This is a genomic window from Elusimicrobium simillimum, from assembly GCF_049639735.1.
Taxonomy (GTDB): domain Bacteria; phylum Elusimicrobiota; class Elusimicrobia; order Elusimicrobiales; family Elusimicrobiaceae; genus Elusimicrobium; species Elusimicrobium simillimum.
Map to the genome: position 1 here is coordinate 615614 of NZ_JBEVVA010000003.1, position 17202 is coordinate 632815.

The window sequence follows — 17202 nt, forward strand, 5'->3', positions numbered from 1 at the left end:
ATTTATGTTTTTAGCAGAGACGCAAGGCGCCTCTGCTTTGTTTTGTCTTTGTGTGTTACGTTTATGTGACATTTAATGTATAATTCTTATATATTAAATGCTTACAAAAAGTATCTTTTATGATACTTTAGGACAAAACAATGAAAAGCTTATCTAAACAAAAAATGCATATACCGCTTGGCTTATTTTTGAAAAAACATACCTGTGTTAATAAAAATAAAATGTTAATTATTTGGGATGATAATATAGGCGATGTTGTTGTTATAGCAGGGTTTATAAATTATTTAAAAAAGCATAACTATGATGTATGGCTTATTGTACGTGAGGAGTTGCGGGATGTGGGCGCGGTTTTAGCCGGGGCGCAGGTAATAGGCCTAAACCCCTATTTATACCGCAACACTATAAGGTACCGTCTAAATTTTCTAAATAAAATAAGAGAAATGGGTTTTGCGGTTGCGGTAAGTTCTATTTTGCATTCTTCTGTTAATATAGACATACTGGCAAATTGCGGGGCGCGGGTACGTTGGGCTTACAAACGCAATAACAGCTTTAAAGAAAAAATGCGTCTTAGAGCCGCTACAAATATTGTTAAATCTTTAGACTATAAAATAAACGAGCTTTTGTGCCGCAGTATTTTGGACCACTTGGCGCACTACCTTTCCGGCATTGCAGGTAAAACGGTAACAGAAGAAGAAATTATCCCCAAGCTTGATGTTCCTGCTGAAAAATATACTCCGCTTACCGAAATAAAATATTTGCTTTATTTGGCCGACGCTGGCGGGCCCTTGCGGGAATATCCGCCCCATTTGGCCTTACCCGTGCTTAAAAATTTTGCCGCGCAAAACAATCTTTCTCTGGTTGTTACCGCCGTGCGTTCAGTAGAGATTGAAGAGGATGAAAATATAATAAATCTTACAGGACGTACTGCATTAAAGGAGATGATCTCTATAATAAGCGGCGCGCAAGTGGTTGTGGGCAACGAGTCCGGCCTTACGCACCTTGCATGGATAATGGGCAAGGCGGTTATTATGTTTTACGGCGGGGGGCACAACGGCTGGTTCCGCCCGCAATGTATTACATTGTCTAAACAAATGCCTTGTTTTACATGTGATTGGAAGTGTAAGTATGATGCCTTGCCAGCGCCGTGCATTATGGTAAATTCCTCTGAAATTAAGGCGGCCTTGCATATGGCTTTGCCGGAAAAAGAAAGGTAGGCAAAGCATTTAAAGCGAGTGTTTTTATTTTAGTAAATGCTATAATTTAAAATATTAAAATAAAGAGAGCGTGCTTAATGCAAGAAACAAACTTTAAAAGCGGCTTTGCCGTAATGGCCGGGCTGCCCAATGCCGGGAAATCAACTTTACTTAACGCGTTTGCGGGCGGGCTGCTGTCCGCTATATCGCCCAAACCGCAAACCACCAGGCAAAATATTTTAGCCGTTAGCGAGGGCGAAAACTACCAAATTATTTTTGTGGACACCCCCGGATTTTTAGAGGCTAAATATAAATTACAGCATACTATGTCTAACGCGCTAAGGCAGGCTGTGGACGAAGACGCCGACATTATACTCTTTGTTTTTGACCCTACGCAAAACTATTCGCTGCACACAAAAGTAATAAACAAAATTAAAGACGCCGCGTGCCCGATACTCCTGGTTATAAACAAAATTGACACGCAAACCAAAGAAGCGCTGGCGGAATTTGAAGAAAAAATAAAAAAAGATTTGCCCGCGGTTAAGCAAACATTTTTTATCTCGGCCAAAAAGGCCGAGGGCGTAACCGAGCTTAAAAACACCGTAGTAGATTTGTTGCCCAACAACCCGCCATATTTTCCCGAGGGGCAGTGGACGGACAGGTGGGAAAGGTTTTACGTGGCCGAGTTTATTAGAGAGCAAATTTTTATGCTGTATGATAAAGAAGTGCCGTATTCAACATACGTTGAAGTGGAAAAGTTTACAGAAGACCTTGGCGACAAAAACTTTATACACGCCAAAATATATGTTGAGCGCGAGTCTCAAAAGCCCATTATAATAGGCAAAGGCGGCAAAGCTATCGGCGAACTGAGAAAAGCCGCGCAAGCCAGAATACAGGAATTTTTGGGCCGCAAATACCGCCTGGAGCTTGAAGTTGACGTGGCTGAAGGCTGGCGTGAAAACGGCAAGATGTTAAAGAAATTCGGCTACACCGACTAAATTTTGGACTATTCAGGCTGAGGCGGAAAGTAAACCTGCCTTACCACATTATTTTTAGCGTCCGCTATAAATAAATTACCATTGCTATCCACATTTATGCCCTGCGGGCCGTTAAGTTTAGCGGCAAGCGCTTTGCCGCCGTCGCCGCTGTAACCGGCGGTGCCGCTGCCTGCTATTGTGGCTACTTTACCGTCCGGCGACATTTTAAAAATACGGTTAGAGTAAGCGTCGGATATTAAAAGGTTACCGTTGTTATCCGCCGCCAGGTTGTATATGCCCTGTAGTTCTATGTCCCCCGTGTTTGCGCCTACGTAAGCTTCTTTCATTTTTTTATTATCTAAAATTGTTGTTATGGTATTATCATTGTTTATTCTTCTTATGGCTTGGTTGCCCAGGTCAGCCACCAGCAAAACGCCTGTTGTGGTAATGTCTATGCAGGCAGGGGCGTTAAACTGCGCCAGTGCCGCTTGCCCGCCGTCGCCGCTGTAACCCGGTTCGCCCGTTCCCGCCAGCGTGGATATAACGCCGTTTAGGGTAATTTTTCTTATCACATGATCTTTACGCTGGGAGACATAAATGTTGCCCTGGTTATCTATAGCCAGCCCGCTGGGTGCGCCTATGGCGGCGCTTGCGGCCTGTTTGCCGTCGCCCGCGCGGCCGTCTTTGCCGTTGCCGGCGTATACGGTAAGCGTGCGGGAGCGGTCTATTTTAAAAATTCTGTTATAACCCTCATCAGCCACGTAAATATTATTATTGTTATCGGCAACTATGGCGGAAACTTGTTTAAAGCTAAATCTTTCCGCCTGTATGTTTTGCATAAAAAAATCTTTTTTACCGTTGCCCGCTATTGTGGTGATGGTGCCGTCCGGGTAAACCCTGCGTACGCGGTTGTTGCCGCAGTCTAAAATGTTTATATTGCCCGCATGGTCCACCTTAACGGCGCATGGGTAGTTGAGTTGGGCTTGGTTGGCGTAGAGGCCGTCGTCACCGCTAAAACCCGGGCTGCCTATGCCGGCCACAGTGTTAATTATGCCGGGCCTTACTATTGTTTGGGGTAAGGTGCTTTGCTCGGGCTTATCTTCAGGCGGGATAAAAGAGGGCGTATTTTGCGGCGAATAGCTGCTTACTTTAAGCGCCGCGAAAATGACTAAAAAAATTACCGCCCAGATTATATGCTTTTTACTCATTGCTAACCTCTTTTATATACGTTAGAAAAATTCTAGCAAAAATAGACATAAAAAACCCGGGGCATTTGCCCCGGGTTAGTTTATACTGAATAATTATTTTTTAGCTGCGCCTTGTGTTGAAACAAGTTCTTTTACCGCGCCTACCGCGCCCAAAATACCTGTGGCTTCAAACGGCATGTAAACAAGTTTATTGTCTTTGCCTGAGGTCATTGTCTGCAACGCCTCAATATATTTTAAGCTGATAAGGTAGTTTGCCGGGTTAGTGTGGTTGGCCACTGTATCGCTGACGGTTTTAACGGCGGTGGCTTCGCCTTCCGCTACTTTTACGCGGGCCTGCGCTTGGCCGTCGGCCTCAAGTATTTGCGCCTGGCGTGAGCCTTCCGCACGTTTAATTTCGGACTCTTTAAAACCTTCCGCTTTTAAAATTTGCGCCTGCTTTAAACCTTCGGCTTCTAAGATGGCGGCGCGTTTGTCGCGTTCCGCTCTCATCTGCTTTTCCATGGCTTCTTTAATTTCCCTGGGGGGATAATATCCTGCAGTTCAACGCGGTTAACTTTTACGCCCCATTTGTTGGACGCGTCGTCCAAGATATGGCGCAGTTTAGAGTTAATTGTTTCGCGCGATGTTAAGGTTTCATCCAAAGAAAGCTCGCCTATAACGTTACGCAGTGTTGTCTGCGTCAGTTTTTCAATGGCTACGGGCAGAGAGGTAATCTCGTAAGTTACTCTAAGCGGGTCCATTACCTGAAAATAAATTAAGGCGTTAATTTCTATGCTGACGTTGTCGCTGGTGATAACGCTTTGGCGCGGAAAGTCATACACGGTTTCACGCAGGTCAATGCGTTCTAACATTTCCATGTAAGACACCTGCCTGCCGCCTATTTCCGTGCTGCGTTTCCATTCTATTTTTCTGGGATTATCAAAGAAAGGGATGATCAAGTTTACGCCTGAAGTAAGCGTAGTGTGATATTTACCCAAGCGTTCAATAACCATAACTTCCGCCTGTCGTACAATTTTAATACCCTTTGAAATCATGAAGATTACAAGAAGTATTAAACATATTGCTACATATATAAGACCCATTAGTGTGCCCTCCTATATTTTATTTACTGTTAAAATTATACCGTCAATTTTTGCTACCTTTACTTCCGCGCCTTTGGCTACTGTTTCAGATGAAACCGCTTTCCAAAAGTCACCGTCAATCTGTACGCGGCCGGTGCCGGCGGCTTCGTTGATTTCCTCTGTTACTACGCCTTTTCTGTCTATAAGCGCGTCCGCGCCTGTTTTTAATTTTGCGCCTTTGTTAAGGTATTTTAAGGCAAAAGGCCTGAGGGTAAAAAACAGCGTTACCGCCACCACCGCAAAACAAATAGCCTGCCAGAAAAATGACGCGCCAAAATACGCCGGTACCGCGGCAGCCAGAAAAGCTATGCCAAAGCACGAAAGCGCGAAATCTAAGGTAAAAATTTCGCCTATTATTAAAATGATACCTATAATTATCCACCAATAGTATATGGGCATGGACATAACTGCACCTCCTATATTTCAATTAAGTTTAAGTAATTTCTTAAATAAGAAAGCTTTTTTTCGTCCTTAATTTTCCTGTAAACAAAAATTAAGTTGGCAAGCGCGCGGCGCGTAATTGCGTGTGTGGAAAGGGGGCGCAAATAATTGTCGTTCCACTCTATATTACGCGCGGAAATAAACTCCATACACTCACGCAGCGTTATAAGCTTGCCTTTGTCAAAAGTATCTATAAAAAAGTGCGCGCCGGACACAGGGTCTTTAAACTGCACCAGCAGACGGCCGGCAAAATCTACAATGTCTACCTCTATATTAAAACGTTGCCCTATAACGCTGTATAAGGCCGCCATCATCAGGCCGGAACCTACGCGCGCGTTTAAAAATTTTTCAAAAGACATATAGTCCGGGCGCAGGTTGGCGGTGGCTACTTTAAATTTAAATGTGTCAAAAAATAATATTTGCATGGCCTCGGCCGCGTCGTACCCGTCGGCGCAGTTGATAATAAACGGGCGTAATTTTGCCACAATATCATCAATATGCGCCATTATATTGGCCGGGTTAGAAAGCGGGTTTACAATCTTTGAGCAAAGCTCCAGCGCTTCCTGCAAATCCGGGTTAATTTTACCGGCGAAAGATTTAAAACTGTTTTTAAGCCTGTTAAAAGCCATGTTTTCAAGAACGCCGCGTACAAAATCAGGCGTGCCGTCCTTAAAATCCGCCCTTAGAACATGCTTAAACGTAGCGGGGCTGCGCCCGATGATACCCGCAAGTTCACGTTTAAGAACTTCTGCGTTATCACCGTCTTCTGATTTGATTAAATTAATAAGCGCTTTAATTTGGCTTTCGTACATATTAAAACAATATAAAATAATACAATCATTTGCAATGAAGTTATTAATTTCTTATAATATTAATAGAAATTAAGATATTTTTGCGCTAAGGTATTTACTTTTGTTTTAAGCAACGGCAAAAAACTACCGTCTTAAAAAAATAAAAAAGTAGACACACAAAAAACTTTTTGCTAAAATATTTATGTCAGGGATGCCTGAGTTAATGTATCCCCTGATATTTTTTTGACAATAATTTTGGTTTAAGCGCCCTTAGCTCAGTGGTAGAGCATCCGCCTTTTAAGCGGGGGGCCGTGAGTTCGAGTCTCACAGGGCGCACTTTTTGCTTCGCAAAAAGTGGATTTTGAATATTTTGATTTCATCAAAATAACAACTTTTCAAAATCCTCCTTATTAATACGCGCGGCAGGTTTGCCACGCTTTGTTCTTCGGTCTTTGGCGGATTTTACGTTTTTTGCTTCGTTCGGATATGGCCGCGCTTCGCGCGTTCCTTACAGATATACCTCACTGCGCAAAAAACGCAAACTCCACTCAAACTCCAAAGAAAAAGACATTAGGCTTTAATAGTTGTTAAAAGCTTTTTGGGCAGACAAAATTTGATATAATATAAGTAATAGTTTTAAGCCCCCTTCGTCTATCGGTTAGGACGTCGGATTTTCAATCCGAAAAGAGGAGTTCGACTCTCCTAGGGGGCGAAAATATAATGACCTGGACTTTATGTCCGGGTCTTTTTATTTTAGCCTTTTAGGTTTGTGTTGAACTCTCCCGCCGCGCAACGAGCGGTAGCGAGGAAGCGGCATTAATAAGAGCAAAATCTGTCGTTTTTACGCAAAGCGTAATTTAGATTTTGCGCCTTTGCCTTGGCAAAGGTGCCTCTCCTAGGGGGCGCCATTTTAAAGACTTTCCAATGTGATTGGAAAGTCTTTTTGTTATAATTCCGTTATATAGTTATGGCGGGGGACACAATGAATATTGAAATTAAAAAGTTAAGCGCGGATTTGCTTGATGATTGGCTGTATTTTTTTGACAATACCGCCTTCCACGGTAATAACGAGTGGACGGGGTGTTATTGTATGGCGTCGCACTGGGGCGCGGAGTTGCAAAACGAAAAGGAATGGGAATACTCCGCCGATGGCGCAAAGCGCAACCGCAATCTCTCGCAAGAATTTATAAAAAAAGGAATAATGCAGGGGTACCTGGCGTATTATGAGGGTAAGGTTATAGGCTGGTGCAACGTCAATGACAAACAGGTTTACGACAGCGTATTTTTTACTTTGCCTTGGGAAGAATCTGAAAAGGGGAAAAAGATAAAATCTATAACATGTTTTTGCATAACTCCCGCTATGCAGGGCAAAGGTATAGCGACTCGCATTTTAGAAAAAGTATGCGCAGACGCGGCGGCTGACGGCTATGATTATGTTGAGGCCTACCCGTTTGTCCATGACAAAAATAAAGCATACACAGGCCCTACGGCTATGTATGAAAAAAACGGCTTTACGCTTTGTGATAACACAAATGGGTTTGTTGTTGTTTATAGGAAATATTTATAAAAATAAATATTTTTTAATACCGTGTCTTACCGGGCAGCGTATAAAAATGTATATAGAAAAGACTTTTCAATTTTTGAGAGGTCTTTTTTGTTATAATACCACTATGAAAAATTTGCAATCACGCCATAGCCATAGTAAGGTGAAAGGGTTTACTTTATAGAACTTTTGGTAGTTGTGTTAATCGTCGGCATTCTGGCGGCCATTGCGTTGCCGCAGTATAGAAAAATTGTCAGGAAGGCCAAAATACAGGAAGCGCTTGCCGTGGGCAACGCTTTAGGCGCGTCTATAGAAAGGCTTGTACAGCAAAAGGGCCCCTTTACTTACGCGGATTATATGTATGTGGACCAGGACGAGCTGGACATTACGCTCCCGCGCGGTTACCCGGCGGCAAACCACCCTTCGCCAATCATTTGCTTGGCGGGATTATCCTAAAATGGGGCGGAACCGAAAAATATAATATATTTGTTAACCCGCGGTATAAAGGTATTATGGGCATGCACCACCCCGGCTATATACGCTGCCCTGAAACACACCATAAGGAATATTGTGTTTTTTGCCTGGACAACAGCTTACAGGGCGGCGATACTATATGTAAAGACGCCGGCGGGAAATATGAATTAAGCGTTGACGGTTGGGATTAGTACGTATTAAATTAAATTTTTACGGGAGTATTATATATGAAAAGAATATTATTAATTTTAGCATTGGCCATTGCGGCGGGCTGCGCGACGGCTCCTGCGCCGCAGTCTAAAAATTTCAGCGCCGCTATCTCTGAGGGTAACCTGGAAAGCGTAAAATATTTTATGGCGCAGGAACAAATAGATTTATCTAAACCCGTGGGGAGATATTCTAATGATACGCCAATAATACAAGCGGCCAGAAACGGGCGGTTAAATGTGGTTAAGTATTTTGTAAAACAAGGCGTAAGCGTTAATGAGGAAAGTAAGTTTGATACCCCGCTCTCACTTGCCGCCAGAAACAAGCATTTAGACGTGGTAAAATATTTGGTAAAAAAAGGCGCGGATGTTAACAGTAAAAATGAAAACCCTTTGCGTGAGGCTATAGGCGGCGGCAGCCTTGAGGTTGTAAAATACTTGGTGGAGCATGGCGCGGACATGAATAAAACCAAGGATTTTGACTCTATGTCCGCGTTTACAAGCAGCGCTTGTATGAGCAATCACGCCAATAATCTGGAAATTGTAAAATATCTGGTTTCTAAGGGCGCTTTGGTAAATTTGGACCCACAATATAAACAATTGCCTATATTTAGCGCTATCATGGGGTCTAAGGTGGAAATGGTAGATTTTCTTATTAAAGCCGGCGCGGATGTTAACGCAAAAAATAACGCGGGGTATACCCCGGTATATATGGCCGCCAGATATGTTATATCCAGCGGCGGTAAAGAAAACCTTGAAAGACGGCTGGAAGTTTTTAAACTGTTAGTAGAAAACGGTGCCGGCGTAAGCATACCCACAAATGATAACGATTACGCCATTATAGCCGCCGCCAATAGGGGGGAGCTTGAGATTGTAAAATATTTGGTAGAAAACGGCGCGGATGTTAACGCGCGTAATGATGAGGGTTACACGCCGATTATAGTAACCAGAGATATAGATATAATTAAATATTTACTTGAAAAAGGCGCGGATATAAACGCTAAAACCACAGAGGGTGACAGCGCCTTATCACAAGCAAAACAAGTAAAAGAAATGGGCATGGGAAAAAATTATATAGATGATGTTATAAAATACCTACAAGCGCAAGGCGCAAAATAAACACTTGTATAGGATTTTGCTATGAAAAATTTACAATCGCGCCGCAACCTCATTAATACGGAAGGGTTTACTTTAAGGTAAACTTAAATATATTATTTTATTTTAAATTCCGCCCAGGCTACGTCAGGCGTGGCTGATACGCCGCCCAAACTTTTACACAAAGCGTTGCCTTTGGCCACGTCGTTAGACACGCATATTATACTGTCTTTTTTAACGCGTATTTCATAGTAGGGCGCCGGGTAGGATATTACAACCACCTGTGAGCCGTAATCTCTAAAAGACACTGTAAATTTTTGAAATGTTACAGACCTCTGCGCGTCACCTTCAAAAGCTTGGGATGATACTATAGGGTAACTTATGTCAAGGTTGTCCGGGTCTACGGTATAGCTGTCATTTTGCAGGAAGTAACGCTCCTCGGCGTTCATAAGTGTGGTGCCAAAGAGTATTGCCTCGGTAGCTCTGCTTTTTAATACGGCTTTCTGGTATTGCGGCAGCGCGATAGCGGCAAGAATGCCGATGATTAATACAACAACCAGCAGTTCTATTAAAGTAAACCCTTCCGCATTCGCTAAGCTTCGGCGCGATTGCAAATTTTTCATAAAACCTCTTTTAAATATATTTTTTAAAGTATAGCACATTGTAATAATTTAAAAAATGCCAAGCCGCCCTATTTTTGTTTTATATTCTATTTTGTTATACAATGTAGCTATGAACAATAAACAAGCTATAATTTTTGATTTAGACGGTACTATTACCAACACTTTTGACCTTGCGGTGCAAGGCTCTAAAGACGCTATTAAAGAAGTTTCCGGCATAGCGTACTCCTCAGAGGAGATTACCAAATATTTTGGCAAGACCGAAGAGGCCGTTTTTAAACAGTACTGCGGCGATAAATGGCAGCAGGGGGTTGACTGCTACGCAAAGTATTTTGAAGAACGCACAGACCGTGGCGTAGTGTTCCCGGGCATGATTGAAATTTTTGATTATCTTAAGGCTAACGGTATAAAAATGGCGCTTGTCACAGGCCGCGGCCCGGTGACCACGGAGATTATTTTAAGACGCACGGATATCAGAAAATATTTTGATTATGTTAAAACAGGTTCCGTGCTGGAAAGCATTAAAACAAAGTGTATGCAAGAGGTTCTTGCCGCTTGGGGCCAAAACCCGCGGGACACTTATTATATAGGCGATATCCCCCATGACGCAAAGGACTCTTTAGCCGCCGGCGTAAACCCGCTTGGCGCCAACTGGTATAAAAACGCCACCAGAGAAGAACTGCTTGCCGCAGGGGCTGTCAAGGTATTTTCCACGGTGGAGGAGTTTTCCGCCTGGGTAAAAGAAAACTAACTAACTTTTCTAAAGCCAAAATCCCTCCGTTTTATAAGCGGCGGGATTTTTTATTTTACCCCTTTTAAAATTTAAAAATAAATGTTATAGTGCTGGTCTACGGCATACGGGAGGACGCATTTATGAGAATGATAGACATTATTATAAAAAAGAGGAACGGGGCAGTTTTATCGCAGGAGGAATTTAATTTTGTAGCGCAGGGCGCGGCTAAGGGTACCGTGCCTGATTACCAACTTTCAGCTTTTCTTATGGCCGCTTTTTTAAACCCGCTTACAGACAAAGAAACCGCAATGTTTACCAAAGCCATGGCCGACTCCGGCGACCGTTTAGATTTTTCTTTTATAAAAATACCTAAGGTAGACAAACATTCCACAGGCGGCGTGGGCGACGGCGTGTCTATAGCTTTAGCGCCGCTGGTGGCGTGCGCGGGCGTGGCCGTGCCTATGATGTCTGGCAGAGGCCTCGGTCATACGGGCGGTACGCTTGATAAGCTGGAATCCATAAAAAACTTTGACGTCAGAACGCCTGTAAAAGATATTTACAAACAGGTTAAGGCCATAGGCGTATGCATGTTTGGCCAAACGGCCGACCTTGCTCCCGCCGATAAAAAGCTTTATTCACTGCGTGACGCCACGGGCACCGTAGAGTCCCGCCCGCTTATTACCGCCAGCATACTTTCCAAAAAATACGCCGAGGGCGTAAGCAGTTTACTTATGGACGTTAAGTACGGCTCGGGCGCGTTTATGCAAAAGTATGAAGACAGCAAAAAACTTGCCAAAACTATTGTAGCCACCGCCAAACTTATGGGCCTAAACTGCCGCGCTATGATTACCGATATGCGCCGCCCCCTTGGCCGTGCCATAGGCAACAGTAATGAAATGCTGCAAAGCATACTTATATTAAAGGGCGACAAAACTTTGGCGCCTGATTTTTATGAACTGCTTGTAGAAACAGGCGCGCAAATGCTTGTCATAAGCAAAAAAGCTAAAACCATAGAAGCCGCGCGTAAACTGCTGGAAGGCTTTATAACCGACGGCACCGCCGCCAAAAAGTTTAAAGAAATTATAAAGTGGCAGGGCGGCAACGCTGACGTGGTGGATAACCCGCAAAAATACCTTAAAAACGCCAAGCTGGAATATATTTTCAAGGCCGACAAAAACGGCTATATTGGCGAGATGGACGCTAAAACAGCGGGCCGCGCGGCGGTTATGTTAGGCGCGGGCAGAAACAAAATGGAAGATAAAATAGACTACGGCGCCGGCATATGGCTGGACAAAAAATACGGCGACGCCGTTAAAAAAGGCGACATAATAGCCCATATCTATTCGTCTGACAAAGCAAAACTTAAAGAAGGGGCGGCGCTGTTTATGTCCGCCGTTAAAGTGCAGGCCAAAGCGCCCGCCAAAGAGGGGATAGTAAGCGAAATTATAAAGTAGGGGTAAGCGTATGACAAAAATATTATCAGTGGGGGAAGTGCTTTTAGACATCTTCCCCGTGGGGGCCAAGCTTGGGGGCGCGCCCGCTAACTACGCGTGGTACTGCAGCCAGTACGGGTACGAGTCATATATAGTTTCCGCCGTGGGGAGTGATGACAACGGCGCAAGAATAATGCGTGAGCTTAAAGATATGGGTATGGGCACGTCTATGATACAGAAGCTGGACAAATACCCCACCGGCACGGTAAAAGTTACGCTTAACAGCAACCTTGGGCCCAGGTACGCCATAGCTGAAAATGTGGCGTGGGACCATATTGAGTTTACGCCCGAAGTGGCGGCATTGGCGGCGGAGGCCGATGTAATTTGTTTTGGCACGCTTGCCCAGCGCAGCCCTGTTACAAAGGCTACTATAGACTCTATATTGGCCGCGGCCAAAAAGGACGCTGTTAAAATATTTGATATTAACCTTAGGCAGAGCTTTTTTTCTAAAGGCATTATAGAGGATTCTTTAGCGCAGGCTAATATTTTAAAAATAAGTTCAGAAGAGCTGCCCGTAGTGGCCGACATGCTTGAAATGCAGGGGGAAGAGGTGGAACTTTGCCGCCAAATCCTGCAAAAGTATAATTTAGCCATAGTAATTCTCACCAAGTCTTACGACGGCAGTATTATAATAACACACGATACGGAGCACCGCCACGACGGCACTCTTGTGGACAACCTGGAAGATACTGTAGGCGCCGGCGACTCTTTTGCCGCTACGTTCTCGCACGGGTTTTTAAAAGGGGCGGACTTTGACCTTATAGGCGCAAGCGCCAACGAGGTCGCCTCATATGTATGCACCAGTAAGGGCGCTATGGTTAAACTGCCCGAGGCCCTCACCGCTATATTTAATTAGTATAGCGGCACTTAGAGTATAAACCTTAAGGGTGACTTATTCTATTAAATTTTTGTATAATGCAATCACTATGAATGAAGAAATAAAGTTTAGCACATCAGGTTTTAGGGCTGTCACAGCCGAGGGATTAACCGCTATAAACTTGCAAAGATTAGTTTATGGCATATGCGACCATATATTTGAAAATAACTATTATGGTTTTGAGGGCGAGGGCTACCAGCGTTCGCTTAAAGAAAAAGGCATAAAACACAAAAAACCTTTGGTAATTGTAGGCCACGACACAAGATTTTTATCCTCTCAGTTCGCCAAAATAGCGGCCAACGCTTTAAGCGCTAACGGCATTACGGTGCGCTTTGCCAAAAACACTTTACCCACGCCTGTGGCGGAATGGGCCGTTATTAAACACGGCGCCGTGGGCGCGGTGGTTATTACCGCCAGCGAGGCCGAGTACTACGTAAACGGCCTTAAGTGGATACCTTTCTACGGCAGTATCGCTAATAACGAGGTCACGGCCGATATTGAAAAACGCGTGCCGGGCGCGTCTTCTAACGCGCTTAAAATGTCCTCTACGGAATATGATTACCTTAACAGCGTAGTGTCCGAGTATAATTTCAAAGATGAGTACCTTGCGCATTTAGATGAAAACTTTGACACCAAAGCCATAAAAAAAGCCAAACTTAAAATAGGTATAGACCCGCTTTTTGGCACTGCTTCCAACTACTTTAGGGCGTTTCTTGAAAAGAATGGCGTACAGGTTTTTGCGCTGCATGAAGAGTGCGACCCGCTGTTTGGCGGCAAAACGCCAAACGCCGGCCCCGTGTCTTTACAGGAACTTAGCAAGCTGGTTGTGTCTAAAAAGCTTGACCTTGGCATCGCCTGTAACCCGGACTGCGACAAGTTTGGCATAATTGATGGCGAGGGCAACTGGGTTTCCCCCAACGAAATCGCCGCGCTGCTTTTAGAACATTTGGTTAAAAACAGAAATAAAGGCGGCCGCGTGGCGCGCAGCGTTATAACCTCCGCCCTTATAGACGAAGTGGCCAAGGCGCACAACCTGCTTGTGCGTGAAACGCCCGTCGGCTTTAAATACATTGCCGAACTTATGATGACAGGCCAGTACCTTATGGGCGCCGAAGAGTCCGGCGGCATAGCGTTTGCCGAGCATCTGCCCGATAAAGACGGCCTGCTTACCTGCTTTCTTATGGTAGAGCTGCTGGCTGTTGAGGGTAAAAATTTGAAAGCCCTATTTAAGGACTTTTATAAGAAGTATAATATGTATTATGACAAGAAGGTCAGCTTTCCAAAAACCGAACTTGAAATTAACACTATTTTAGAAAAATTGGATATCAACCCGCCTTTGTCAATAAACAAGACCTCTGTCTGGCGTATAGACCAGACGGACGGCTTTAAGTTTATATTAAGAGACGGCAGCTGGCTGGCTATAAGAGCGTCAAGCACAGAGCGTATTATAAGGTTATACGCCGAAAGTAAGAATGAAAAGGTGCCCGCCGCGCTTGTGGCCGAGGGTAAAAAAATCATAGATAGTATTACTGCATAGGAGTGGGTAAAGTATGTCAAAAATTAAAACAGTAGTAGCAAGAGAAATTTTAGATTCACGCGGGTTTCCTACCGTACAAGTTGACGTTACGCTCTCAAGCGGCGTTATGGGCCGCGGCTCGGTACCCAGCGGCGCGTCTACAGGCACGCACGAAGCGGTGGAACTTAGAGACGGCGGCAAAAGATACATGGGTAAAGGCGTTTTAAAAGCCGTAGCCAATGTCAGCAAAATAGCCAAGGCCATTACAGGCATGGAAGCCGACGATATCAGACTTATTGATGACACAATGATAGCGCTTGACGGCACCAAAAACAAAGGCAAACTTGGCGCTAACGCTATTTTGGCCGTTTCAATGGCTGTGCTCAGAGCGGGCGCTGAAGATAAAAAAATGCCGCTTTATGACTACCTGCGCAAAGTATACAATCTTAAAGAAAAGGGTTACATGCTGCCTGTGCCGATACTCAACATTATCAACGGCGGACAGCACGCCGATTCCGGCCTGGACGTGCAGGAATTTATGATTGTGCCCAATTATCAGAAAAGCTTTACCGTAGCGTTGCAGGAAGCGTCTGAAGTTTATCACACGCTTAAAAATATTTTAAAAAAGAAAGGCATGGTTACCTCAGTAGGCGACGAGGGCGGCTTTGCCCCGCATATTACTAAGCATGAAGACGTGCTTAAAACAATTATGAACGCCTGCAAAGTTGCCGGTTACAAAAACTTTAAGCTTGCCTTAGACTGCGCGGCGAGCGAGTTTTACAAAGGCGGTAAATATACCTTTGAAAAGAAAAAGCTTTCTAACAAAGACATGGTAAAAGTTTACGCCAAATGGGTAAGCAAATACCCCATAGTGTCTATAGAAGACCCGCTGCATGAAGACGACTGGGCCGGCTGGGAAGTAATGACAAAAGCTTTAGGCAAAAAAATAAGATTAGTAGGCGACGACCTTTTTGTAACCAACCCCGAAAGATTGGAAGAGGGTATTGAGAAGAAAGTGGCCAACGCAATCTTAATTAAACTTAACCAGATTGGCAGCGTGTCTGAAACAATAGACGTTATTAACATGGCCCACAAGGCCGGTTATAACTGCATTATTTCACACCGTTCGGGTGAAACTGAAGACGCCTTTATATCTGACCTTGCCGTAGCCACCAATGCCGGCGCCATTAAAACAGGCGCGCCTTGCAGAAGCGAACGCAACGCCAAATATAACAGACTTTTACAGATTGAGCAGGAACTTGGCAAAAAAGCGACGTACGCCAAAAACAAAGTCTTTAAATAAACTTGCAAGTTAATTATTTTAAAGGAGTGTTTGGCGACTTCTCCAAACACTCCTTTGAGGTTTAAGATGTTTAAAAAAATAACACAAAATATAAAACTGCCTTATCTTATAATTGCCGGTATGGTGCTGTTCGCGTTGTTTAACGGCAGTCTTTATAATTTAATACATAACCGTATGGAACTGTCCAAACTCAAAAAAAGAAATATTGAGCTGGACCAGGAATTTAAAAACCTAGAAGAAGAACTTAAAAAACTGCGCGGGGGGACCTTAAATATTTAGAAGACGTCGCCCGCACCAAATACCACCTAAGCAAACCCGGCGAAATAGAATTTAGAATAATAACGGAAGATAAAAAATGATAGTTAAAACCCTAGTCCTTGGCCCCATGGGCAACTGCACTTATATTATAGAGCAAAACGGCAACGCCGTTCTTGTAGACCCTTCTTGGGACATGGAGGAAATAGAAATGCACCTAAAAGGGCTGCACCTTAGCGCAATATTTTTTACCCACGGGCATTTTGACCATGTTAAAGACGTCGCCCCGTTTTTAAGAAGTTACGACATAAAGGCATATATAGAACAAAACGACGTGCAAGTCAGCCAATTACCTTTAGATATTTTACAGCCTTTTACAGGCGATAAAAACCTGCAAATAGACGGCTTTGATATAGAAGTGCTAAGCACGCCGGGCCACAGCGAGGGCAGCGTATGCGTTAAAATAGGCGGCAACCTCTTTACCGGCGACACCTTGTTCCCGGGCGCCTGCGGCCGTGTTGACCTGCCGCATTCTAACCCGCGCAAAATGAGGCAAAGCCTTTACCGTCTTTCCCAGCTTCCGCCCGAAACCAAAATTTACGCCGGGCACGGCTATGGCGAGGACGGCGGCTCTACCTCCATCATAGGTTACGAGCGCGAGCACAATATTTATATGGTTAATTCCATCAGAGACGCTCTTAGAAAATAAATCTCCACATTTGCTATCATTTAATTATGTACGCGATAATAACGGATTTTGACGGTACAATAACTACCTTTGACATGGCGCACCGCATTGTTGAGCATTACAGCGGCGCCCCCGCCCCCAACCCGTACGCCGACGGTGTAAAAGAGGACGGCAAAGAGTGGATGAGCCGCCAGATGAAAAGCGTTAAAGTAAGCCAAGAAGATTTTGAAAATTTTGTACTCAGCACCGCCGCCCCCAGAGAAGGGCTGCTTGACCTTGTTAAAGCGTGTTTTGAGTGTAACGTGCCTATAGAAATTGTCAGCGGCGGGGTAGACCTTTATATAAAGCCATTTTTGCTTAAGCAGGCGATAGCCGGTCTGCCGCTTTTTTGTGCTAAAGGTACTTTTACATCTGAGGGTATAGAGCTGGATTTTGAGGATTTTAACGGCCTTGACCTGGAAGACTTTAAAGCCGCGCACGTTATTAAGTTTAAAGAGCTTGGTTACACTGTTATTTTCTGCGGCGATGGGCACACGGATATACGCGCCGCCGCTGCCGCGGACATTGTGTTTGCCGCCGGGCATTTGCTGGAAAAATGCAGGCAGCAAGATATACCGGCAAGAGAACTTTTATCATTTAAAGAAGTAGAAAACATTATCAGGAGTTAA

Annotated in this window: 18 protein-coding genes, 2 tRNA genes and 1 pseudogene; 16 read left to right on the forward strand and 5 right to left on the reverse strand. The window is 44.3% G+C overall.

The features are described 5' to 3' along the window. Window positions 1-140: 140 nt before the first annotated feature. A complete protein-coding gene (locus AAIR98_RS03590) occupies window positions 141-1214 on the forward strand; it encodes a glycosyltransferase family 9 protein (protein WP_423970886.1) in 1074 nt (357 codons plus the stop codon). A 77-nt stretch (window positions 1215-1291) separates the two neighbouring features. Beyond that, entirely contained in the window at window positions 1292-2191 is a 900-nt protein-coding gene (gene era, locus AAIR98_RS03595; RefSeq protein ID WP_423970887.1) for a GTPase Era, read from the forward strand. Window positions 2192-2199: 8 nt separating this feature from the next. Here the strand turns inward: era and AAIR98_RS03600 are convergent, their stop codons facing one another. From AAIR98_RS03600 to AAIR98_RS03615, 4 genes and pseudogenes are all read right to left on the reverse strand, one after another. Then, a complete protein-coding gene (locus AAIR98_RS03600; RefSeq protein ID WP_423970888.1) occupies window positions 2200-3378 on the reverse strand; it encodes an NHL domain-containing protein in 1179 nt (392 codons plus the stop codon). Between the two features lie 93 nt (window positions 3379-3471). Beyond that, window positions 3472-4460: pseudogene (locus AAIR98_RS03605) on the reverse strand (SPFH domain-containing protein). Between the two features lie 12 nt (window positions 4461-4472). Then, the gene (locus tag AAIR98_RS03610) at window positions 4473-4904 is read right to left on the reverse strand and encodes an NfeD family protein (RefSeq protein ID WP_423970889.1); all 432 of its coding nucleotides are present in this window, start codon (window positions 4902-4904) and stop codon (window positions 4473-4475) included. 11 nt (window positions 4905-4915) lie between these two features. Continuing rightward, window positions 4916-5752, reverse strand: coding sequence for a transglutaminase family protein (locus tag AAIR98_RS03615; protein ID WP_423970890.1), 837 nt, complete (start codon window positions 5750-5752; stop codon window positions 4916-4918). 243 nt (window positions 5753-5995) lie between these two features. Between AAIR98_RS03615 and AAIR98_RS03620 the strand changes: the two genes are divergently transcribed. From AAIR98_RS03620 to AAIR98_RS03645, 6 genes are all read left to right on the forward strand, one after another. Next, window positions 5996-6067 (forward strand) — tRNA-Lys (locus AAIR98_RS03620). Between the two features lie 304 nt (window positions 6068-6371). After that, a tRNA-Glu gene (locus tag AAIR98_RS03625) sits at window positions 6372-6443 on the forward strand. 270 nt (window positions 6444-6713) lie between these two features. Next, window positions 6714-7298, forward strand: a complete 585-nt coding sequence (locus tag AAIR98_RS03630; RefSeq protein WP_423970891.1) for a GNAT family N-acetyltransferase — start codon at window positions 6714-6716, stop codon at window positions 7296-7298. Window positions 7299-7463: 165 nt separating this feature from the next. Beyond that, window positions 7464-7730 carry a type IV pilin protein gene (locus AAIR98_RS03635; RefSeq protein WP_423970892.1) on the forward strand — a complete coding sequence of 89 codons (267 nt, stop codon included), beginning with the start codon at window positions 7464-7466 and terminating at the stop codon, window positions 7728-7730. 56 nt (window positions 7731-7786) lie between these two features. Next, entirely contained in the window at window positions 7787-7939 is a 153-nt protein-coding gene (locus AAIR98_RS03640) for a hypothetical protein (RefSeq protein WP_423970893.1), read from the forward strand. Between the two features lie 36 nt (window positions 7940-7975). Further along, window positions 7976-9073 (forward strand): ankyrin repeat domain-containing protein, encoded by a 1098-nt coding sequence (locus tag AAIR98_RS03645; protein ID WP_423970894.1) that lies wholly within the window; start codon window positions 7976-7978, stop codon window positions 9071-9073. A 92-nt stretch (window positions 9074-9165) separates the two neighbouring features. Here the strand turns inward: AAIR98_RS03645 and AAIR98_RS03650 are convergent, their stop codons facing one another. Then, window positions 9166-9672, reverse strand: coding sequence for a type IV pilin protein (locus tag AAIR98_RS03650; protein ID WP_423970895.1), 507 nt, complete (start codon window positions 9670-9672; stop codon window positions 9166-9168). A gap of 109 nt (window positions 9673-9781) precedes the next feature. On the opposite strand from AAIR98_RS03650, the gene AAIR98_RS03655 reads away from it, so the two are divergent. From AAIR98_RS03655 to AAIR98_RS03690, 8 genes are all read left to right on the forward strand, one after another. Next, the gene (locus AAIR98_RS03655) at window positions 9782-10420 is read left to right on the forward strand and encodes an HAD family hydrolase (RefSeq protein ID WP_423970896.1); all 639 of its coding nucleotides are present in this window, start codon (window positions 9782-9784) and stop codon (window positions 10418-10420) included. A gap of 122 nt (window positions 10421-10542) precedes the next feature. After that, the gene (locus AAIR98_RS03660; RefSeq protein ID WP_423970897.1) at window positions 10543-11856 is read left to right on the forward strand and encodes a thymidine phosphorylase; all 1314 of its coding nucleotides are present in this window, start codon (window positions 10543-10545) and stop codon (window positions 11854-11856) included. 10 nt (window positions 11857-11866) lie between these two features. Continuing rightward, window positions 11867-12751 carry a carbohydrate kinase family protein gene (locus AAIR98_RS03665; protein WP_423970898.1) on the forward strand — a complete coding sequence of 295 codons (885 nt, stop codon included), beginning with the start codon at window positions 11867-11869 and terminating at the stop codon, window positions 12749-12751. 70 nt (window positions 12752-12821) lie between these two features. Beyond that, the gene (locus AAIR98_RS03670) at window positions 12822-14309 is read left to right on the forward strand and encodes a phosphohexomutase domain-containing protein (RefSeq protein WP_423970899.1); all 1488 of its coding nucleotides are present in this window, start codon (window positions 12822-12824) and stop codon (window positions 14307-14309) included. 13 nt (window positions 14310-14322) lie between these two features. Next, window positions 14323-15591, forward strand: a complete 1269-nt coding sequence (gene eno / locus AAIR98_RS03675; protein ID WP_423970900.1) for a phosphopyruvate hydratase — start codon at window positions 14323-14325, stop codon at window positions 15589-15591. Window positions 15592-15657: 66 nt separating this feature from the next. Continuing rightward, window positions 15658-15870 (forward strand): hypothetical protein, encoded by a 213-nt coding sequence (locus AAIR98_RS03680; protein WP_423970901.1) that lies wholly within the window; start codon window positions 15658-15660, stop codon window positions 15868-15870. A 76-nt stretch (window positions 15871-15946) separates the two neighbouring features. Then, on the forward strand, window positions 15947-16555 hold the full coding sequence (locus tag AAIR98_RS03685) for an MBL fold metallo-hydrolase (protein ID WP_423970902.1): 609 nt from the start codon (window positions 15947-15949) through the stop codon (window positions 16553-16555). A 26-nt stretch (window positions 16556-16581) separates the two neighbouring features. Then, a complete protein-coding gene (locus AAIR98_RS03690) occupies window positions 16582-17202 on the forward strand; it encodes an HAD-IB family phosphatase (protein WP_423970903.1) in 621 nt (206 codons plus the stop codon).